The following is a 6,949-nucleotide window of genomic DNA, read 5'->3' as shown; positions in this document are numbered from 1 at the left end:
GTTGGGGGCCGGGGGGGGGCCCCCGGGGGGGGGGGGGGGGGTGGGGCTGGGGGGGGGGGGGGGGGGGGGGGTGTTTCACGTGAAACACCGCCCCCGCCCACCCGCTCAGCCCGGCTGTGAGCCGTCGTGGTTCAGATCTCGAGCTTGAAGCCTGTGTGAGAGGCGGTGAAACCGAGCCGCTCGTAGAAGCGATGGGCGTCGACCCGTGACGTGTCCGAGGTCAACTGGACCAGCTGACAGCCCTGGCGGCGGGATTCGTCGATAGCCCACTCGATGAACCGGGTGCCCAGTCCGCTGCCGCGTTCGTCGGCGTGGATGCGCACGCTCTCGATGATCGACCGGGTGGCGCCCCGCCTCGACAGTCCAGGGATGATCGTGAGCTGGAGCGTGCCGACGACGCGGCCTTCGCGGACGGCGACGACCAACTGCTGGTTGGGATCGGCGCTGAGCCGTTCCAGGGCGCTCAGATAGGGCGCCAGGTCGTCCGGCGTCTCTCGCCGGGCACCCAGTGGGTCGTCGGCGAGCATGCCGACGATGGCCGGGACGTCGTCGGCGACCGCGGTACGTATGTCAAGGTCTCCCATACCGACAGCCTAAGCGGGCACGTGCAGCGCCTCCACGGCCCGGACCAGGGGAGCCAGTTCCGGATTCCTGGCCGCCTCGTCGAGCGCCTCGCGCAGGGCTGTGTCGTTGGTGGGGCGGGCCTCTTCCAGCAGTTGTAGGCCTGCCTCGGTGACGTTGGTGTAGATGCCACGCCGGTCGGTCGGGCAGAGGTAGCGCTCCAGAAGACCGCGGTCCTCCAGGCGCGTGACCAGTCGGGTGGTGGCGCTCTGGCTGAGCACGACCGCGTCGGCCACCTGCTTCATCTGCAGATGGCCCCCTTCGCCGTCGTGCTGCCGGCTGAGCACGTCGAGCAGGGAGTACTCGCGCACGCTCAGATCGTGCTTGGCCTGAAGGGCGCGCTCGATGTGCGCCTCGATCCTGCCGTGGAGCAGGGAGAGAGCGCACCAGCCCTGGGCGAGGGCGGTGAGCGCGGGGTCCGTCGCTGTCATTGGCGTTTTCCTCCGTACCGGAGCGGCTGAACCCAGGATAGAGCAGGCCCGCAATATCCCTCGCTTGCATATATCCCGCGTCTGCAACTATTGTGAACGCACGCAAAGCGCACCTGCAATCGTCTGGGAAGGTCGTACCTCCATGCCTCTCGCGCTACTGGCCCTCGCGATCGGGGCCTTCGGAATCGGAACGACCGAATTCGGGATCATGGGCTTGCTGCCCGAGGTCGCGGGTGACTTCGGGGTCTCCATCCCGACCGCCGGCCTGCTCGTCACCGGCTATGCGCTCGGCGTCGTCATCGGCGCCCCGCTGATGACCGTGCTGGGCACGAAGGTTCCCCGCAAGCGGATGCTGATGCTGCTGATGGGCTTCTTCATCGCCGGCAACCTGCTCACCGCCGTGGCACCCGTCTTCGCCGTCATGCTGATCGGCCGGGTGGTCGCCTCCCTCGCCCACGGCGCCTTCTTCGGCATCGGCTCGGTAGTGGCGGCCGAACTGGTCGCCCCGAGCAAGAAGGCAGGGGCCATCGCGATGATGTTCACCGGCCTCACCGTCGCCAACGTCATCGGCGTCCCGCTGGGCACCCTCGTGGGGCAGCACGCCGGCTGGCGCGTCACCTTCGGGATCATCGCCGCGCTCGGCGTCGTCGGCCTGGTCGGCATCGCCAAGCTGGTTCCCGAACTGCCCAAGCCGCAGGGCGTGCACCTGCGGCACGAGCTGGCCGCCTTCAAGAACACCCAGGTCCTGCTCGCCATGGCGATGACGGTCCTCGGCTTCGGCGGGGTCTTCGCGGCCATCACCTACATCGCGCCGATGATGACCCATGTCACCGGCTTCGCCGACGGCTCCGTCACCTGGCTGCTGGTCCTCTTCGGCCTCGGCATGGTCGGCGGCAACCTGGTGGGCGGAAAGTTCGCCGACCGAGCCCTGATGCCCATGCTGTACGTGTCCCTGGGTGCCCTGGCCGTCGTCCTCGCCCTCTTCACGTTCACCGCGCACAGCAAGATCGCGGCCGCCGTGACCGTGGCCCTGATCGGCGCCCTGGGCTTCGCCACCGTCCCGCCGCTCCAGAAGCGCGTCCTGGACCAGGCACACGGCGCTCCGACCCTGGCCTCGGCCGTGAACATCGGCGCCTTCAACCTCGGCAACGCCCTGTCCGCCTGGCTCGGCGGCATGGTGATCGCCGCGGGCTTCGGCTACACCTCCCCCAACTGGGTCGGCGCCGCCCTCGCTGCGGCCGCCCTCGTCCTCGCCTTCCTGTCGGCCGCGCTGGAGCGCCGCGACAGCGTCCCCGGCGCGGTGGTCACCGACGGCACGCCCGCAGAACAGCGGGCGCCGGTCAACCACTGACCGCACGCATCTCTCACCGCACGTCAGCACCAACCAAGGAGAACCATGAGCACCACCACCGCCGCCCCCCTGACCATCCAGGACGCCGAATTCCTGATCACCGAGGCCAGCCGTGCCGCCGAGGCCGCCGGGATCACCGTCAGCGTCACCGTCCTGGATGCCGGGGGCCATCTGCTCGCCTTCCGCCGGGACGACCGCGCCGTGCTGATCTCGGGCGAGACCAGCACCCGCAAGGCCTACACGGCACTCCAGCTGAACACGCCCACCGCCGACCTCGTCGACGCCGTGCAGCCTGGCGGTCTCTTCCACACCCTGCCCACGGCGCTCGACAGGCCGCTGCTGTTCATCGCGGGCGGCGTCCCCGTCCAGCGTGACGGCCGGCTCATCGGCGCGATCGGTGTCGGCGGCGGTGCGCCCGGCCAGGACCACGGCTTCGCCTCCGCCGCCGTGGCCGCACTCGCCTGACAGCACCTCGCTCGGCAGTGGACGAAGGCTCCCCCCGGGGGAGCCTTCGTCCACCGTGGTCGAAGGCGGCTCAGCCCGCCGCAACCGTCAGTGGCGCGAACCGCCGTGTCCAGTCCCCCGGCAACTCCGTGATCCCGTAGGTCATCACCGAGTTCTCGGCGACGGAGACCAGCCCGCGAGCCTTTGCCCAGGCCAGCAGCTCCTCGTGCCGGACGTCGATGTCGGTGCGGAGCGGGCGGTCGGTACGGGCGGCGAGCGAGGAGATCAGGGACTTCGCCGTCTCCGTGTCCCGGGCGATCAGCGGTCCGACGACATGGGTGTCCATGTTGGGCCAGGCGGCCGCGTACCCGACGATCCGCCCGTCGTCCACGGCGACCCGCAGCAGGTCGGAGAAGGCGGTCAGCCGCGTGATGAGCGGGGTGCGGTCGGCGCCGAACACCTCCTCGTCCAGCCGGAGGATGGAACCGAGATCCTCGGCGGTGGCCGCCCGGGTCGCCACCCGCGGCTCGGCCCCGTCCGGCGTGAAGGGCCCGCGGAGCATCTCCGAACGTCCCGTGACCTTGAATCCCAGCTCCTCGTAGAGCGGTCGGCCGTACGGCGTCGCGTACAGGGTCAGCGGAGTCGTTCCCATCACCGAGACGATGTGCCGCATGAGCCGTCGCCCGATGCCCTGGCGGGCGTGCCGTTCGGCGACCAGGACCATGCCGACCGCGCCGAGATGCGGGCGTTCCCCCGGGCCGTACTCCGTGATGACACAGGCGGCGACCAGGCCCCCGTCGGGGTCGTCGATGCCGTATCCCTTCCCGGCCGTGAGGAGCAAGCGCCACTTGTGTTCCTCACGGGGCCACCCCCGATCCTCGGACAGGTCGGCGCAGGCGCCCAGATCGCGTGGCGTCAGTCGGCGGATGGGCAGAGGACCGTCGGAAGGAGTTGACACGCAGGCCAGGCTTGCCGACCGACACCCCCGGCGTCCACCCGTTTCATGTCGGACACACGTGCTTTTGGCCATGCCGTAGTACGTGGCTCAGCCTGGACGGGCGCGGGATGTTTCACGTGGAACGGCGTCGTATGGCCCCCAGGCGTCGCCGTACCAAGGAGCTCTTGAGGCCGCCCGTTAGCCTCGGCCCCATGGCGAGACTTCACCTCTTCGATCTCGACGGCACGTTGCTGCACGGCACCACCGCACCCGTCGAGATATCCCGTCAGCTCGGCCTGGAAGCAGAGACCGCCGAACTCGACCGGGCGATTGCGGCGGGGCGGATAGACCCGACGGAGTACGCGGCGCGGGTGTACACCCTCTGGGCCGAGCTGACCGATGCCCATGTGGCGGCGGCGTTCGACGGGGCGCCGTGGCTGGCCCGTATCCAGGACGTCTGGGCCGAGATCAGGGAAACGGGGGACTACTGCGCGGTGGTCTCGCTCTCGCCTTCGTTCTTCGTGGAACGCCTGCTGGGCTGGGGAGCCCACGCGGCCCTCGGATCCCGCTTCCCGGCGGTGCCGTTCGCCGAACCGGTCGACCCGGCGGGCGTCCTCACGGCCGCGGCCAAGGTGACGATCGCGGACCGCCTGTGCGAGCGGTTCGGGGTCGGTCGGGCGGACTGTGTCGCCTACGGCGACTCGATGTCGGACAGGGACTTGTTCGGCGTGGTTCCGGTGTCCGTGGCGGTCAACGCGGACGGACATCTCGCCGGACTGGCGACGTACTCCTACACGGGACGGGATCTGTGGGATGCCTATGAATTGGCGTGCGGCGCCCGGTAATTGAGGGAACCGATGGTTCGCCCGTTGCCGGTTTCACGGGGGAGACAGGGGGGACTTGTGTGCGCGGCGACGGCCGGTAGGGTCGACTCCGGTTAACGTCCGGGGCCGGACGCTCCCTGCGGGAGTGATTGCGGCCCATGTCACACTCTCGCCTTACTTGTCCGTACACGGGGGAATCGCGGGTTGAATGTGGTCGTGTCGGCCACCGGGCCCGACCGGGGAGAGCTAGCCGTCATCGGGGGAAAGCAGGCACCTTCCGAGAGAAGTGTGCAGACCGACCGCAAGATGTTCGAGGCGAGGGCACACCATGGACGCTCCGACCACCACGTCGGCGGGCAACGACGGGGCCGGCGGAGGCAACTGGTTCACGCCTCACGACAGGCCCGCGGTCGATCCGTCCACCGGTCCTCCGGCCGCGGCGCCGGGAGGCGGGCAGGAACAGCCCCAGAGCCGCCCTCTCGCGCCCGCGGAGCCCTGGGAGCGAATACGGCCGACGGCGGAGCCGGCGGGCCGTCAGGGAGCCGCTGAGCCGCCGTCGGCCGGACAGCATGCGGCATCCGGCCCCTTCGCTCCCGCGCACGGGCACCCGGCACCGGGATCTTTCGGTCAGCGCGTCCCGCCGCAGCGCGAGGCGCAGCAGCCGCAGGACGCCTCCCCGGACGCGATCCGTATCCGCGGCACCATGGCCGAGATCGGTCCGGTAGCCGACAAGGTCACCTCGTACTTCTACGCACTGCTCTTCGTCCGCCACCCCGAATTGCGTTCGCTGTTCCCGGCCGCCATGGACACCCAGCGGGACCGGCTGCTGAAGGCACTGCTCACCGCGGCCGAGCACATCGACAACCCGCCCGTCCTGGTCGAGTACCTCCAGAATCTGGGCCGTGGCCACCGCAAGTACGGCACCCGGCCCGAGCACTATCCCGCCGTCGGCGAATGCCTCATCGGCGCACTGAGCAAGTACGCCACGGGCATCTGGGACCGCGAGACGGAGGCGGCCTGGGTGCGGGCGTACACGACGATGTCCCAGGTGATGATCGACGCCGCGGCCAGGGACGAACTGCGCGCCCCTGCGTGGTGGCACGCGGAGGTCGTCACCCATGAGCTCAGGACCGCCGACGTCGCGGTGCTCACGCTCCGTCCGGACCAGCCGTACCCCTTCCTCGCCGGGCAGTACGCGAGCCTGGAGACGCCCTGGTGGCCGCGGGTGTGGCGGCACTACTCCTTCGCCTCGGCGCCCCGTTCGGACGGCCTGCTCACCTTCCATGTGAAGGCCGTCCCGGCAGGCTGGGTCTCCAACTCCCTGGTGCACCGCGCCCGCCCCGGTGACGTCGTCCGCCTCGGCCCGGCCGGTGGTTCGATGACCGTCGACCACACGCGGGACAACGGACTGCTCTGCCTGGGCGGCGGCACCGGCATCGCACCCGTCAAGGCGATGGTCGAGGACCTCGCCGAACGCGGCTCGCGCCGCCCGGTCGAGGTGTTCTACGGCGCCCGTACCGACCACGACCTGTACGACATCGACACCCTGCTCCGGCTCCAGCAGATCCATACCTGGCTCACGGTCCGCGCGGTCGTCGACCAGCGGGCGCACCTCCAGCTCCCCGACGCCATCCGCGGATACGGCCCGTGGACCGAGTACGACGCCTATCTGTCCGGCCCGCCCGGCATGATCCGCAACGGGATCACCGCGCTACGGGCCGCCGGCATCCCCGCACACCGCATCCGGCACGACTCGGTCGAGGAACTGGTCGTCGCCGGCGACTGACCCGTCATCCGAGATCGGGAGCGTGCATGGCCCGCACGCCCTCGATGTTGCCGTCCAGGTAGTGCCGCAGCGACAGCGGTACGAGATGGACGGAGGCGATCCCGACACGGGTGAAGGGCACGCGGACGATCTCGTACTCGCCGGCGGGCTCGTCGACTTCGGGGCCGTGCCGCAGGGCCGGGTCCATCGACTCCAACCGGCAGACGAAGAAGTGCTGCACCTTCACACCGGTCGTGCTGCCGCTGTCACCGATGTGCTCCACGGTGTCCACGAAGCAGGGCACGACGTCGGTGATCTTGGCACCGAGCTCCTCGTCCACCTCGCGGTGCAGGGCGTCGACGACGGTGGTGTCCTCCGGTTCGACCCCGCCACCAGGCGTAACCCAGTAGGGATCGACACCGGGCTTGGTGCGCTTGATCAGGATCAGGTCGTCGCCGTCCAGGAGAACGGCACGGGCGGTGCGCTTGACCACGGGTCGGACGGTCATGGGAGAAATGTGGCCCAGCTGGTTCCACGTGAAACATCGCGAAGCGCCACTGTGCGGCCGCAGTGCGT

The 6,949-nt window shown here is 70.0% G+C and carries 8 protein-coding genes; 4 read left to right on the top strand and 4 right to left on the bottom strand.

Annotated features, from left to right (window positions below):
- Positions 1–131 precede the first annotated feature (131 nt).
- Both ACIQVL_RS16505 and ACIQVL_RS16500 read right to left on the bottom strand, forming a co-directional pair.
- Positions 132–584: a GNAT family N-acetyltransferase gene (locus ACIQVL_RS16505; protein ID WP_403428458.1), complete on the bottom strand. Its 453-nt coding sequence runs from the start codon at positions 582–584 to the stop codon at positions 132–134.
- 9 nt (positions 585–593) lie between these two features.
- A complete protein-coding gene (locus ACIQVL_RS16500; protein ID WP_403428456.1) occupies positions 594–1,052 on the bottom strand; it encodes a MarR family winged helix-turn-helix transcriptional regulator in 459 nt (152 codons plus the stop codon).
- 142 nt (positions 1,053–1,194) lie between these two features.
- Here ACIQVL_RS16500 and ACIQVL_RS16495 point away from each other — a divergent pair, with 142 nt between their 5' ends.
- Positions 1,195–2,403 carry an MFS transporter gene (locus ACIQVL_RS16495; protein ID WP_403475617.1) on the top strand — a complete coding sequence of 403 codons (1,209 nt, stop codon included), beginning with the start codon at positions 1,195–1,197 and terminating at the stop codon, positions 2,401–2,403.
- A gap of 45 nt (positions 2,404–2,448) precedes the next feature.
- Positions 2,449–2,868, top strand: coding sequence for a heme-binding protein (locus ACIQVL_RS16490; RefSeq protein ID WP_403428451.1), 420 nt, complete (start codon positions 2,449–2,451; stop codon positions 2,866–2,868).
- 70 nt (positions 2,869–2,938) lie between these two features.
- Here ACIQVL_RS16490 and ACIQVL_RS16485 read toward each other — a convergent pair whose 3' ends face one another.
- A complete protein-coding gene (locus ACIQVL_RS16485) occupies positions 2,939–3,805 on the bottom strand; it encodes a GNAT family N-acetyltransferase (protein ID WP_403428450.1) in 867 nt (288 codons plus the stop codon).
- Positions 3,806–3,996: 191 nt separating this feature from the next.
- Between ACIQVL_RS16485 and ACIQVL_RS16480 the strand changes: the two genes are divergently transcribed.
- Both ACIQVL_RS16480 and ACIQVL_RS16475 read left to right on the top strand, forming a co-directional pair.
- Positions 3,997–4,629, top strand: coding sequence for an HAD family hydrolase (locus ACIQVL_RS16480; protein WP_403475616.1), 633 nt, complete (start codon positions 3,997–3,999; stop codon positions 4,627–4,629).
- A 307-nt stretch (positions 4,630–4,936) separates the two neighbouring features.
- On the top strand, positions 4,937–6,394 hold the full coding sequence (locus ACIQVL_RS16475; RefSeq protein WP_403428446.1) for a globin domain-containing protein: 1,458 nt from the start codon (positions 4,937–4,939) through the stop codon (positions 6,392–6,394).
- Between the two features lie 4 nt (positions 6,395–6,398).
- Here ACIQVL_RS16475 and ACIQVL_RS16470 read toward each other — a convergent pair whose 3' ends face one another.
- Complete coding sequence (locus ACIQVL_RS16470; RefSeq protein ID WP_093500896.1) at positions 6,399–6,881, bottom strand: NUDIX domain-containing protein; 483 nt, start codon at positions 6,879–6,881, stop codon at positions 6,399–6,401.
- Positions 6,882–6,949: the final 68 nt, after the last annotated feature.

Origin of the sequence: Streptomyces sp. NPDC090499 (genome assembly GCF_044769305.1) — a bacterium.
Classification (GTDB): Bacteria; Actinomycetota; Actinomycetes; order Streptomycetales; family Streptomycetaceae; genus Streptomyces.
Note: the sequence above shows the minus strand (reverse complement) of the source record. Positions and strands in the feature narration are given on the sequence as shown.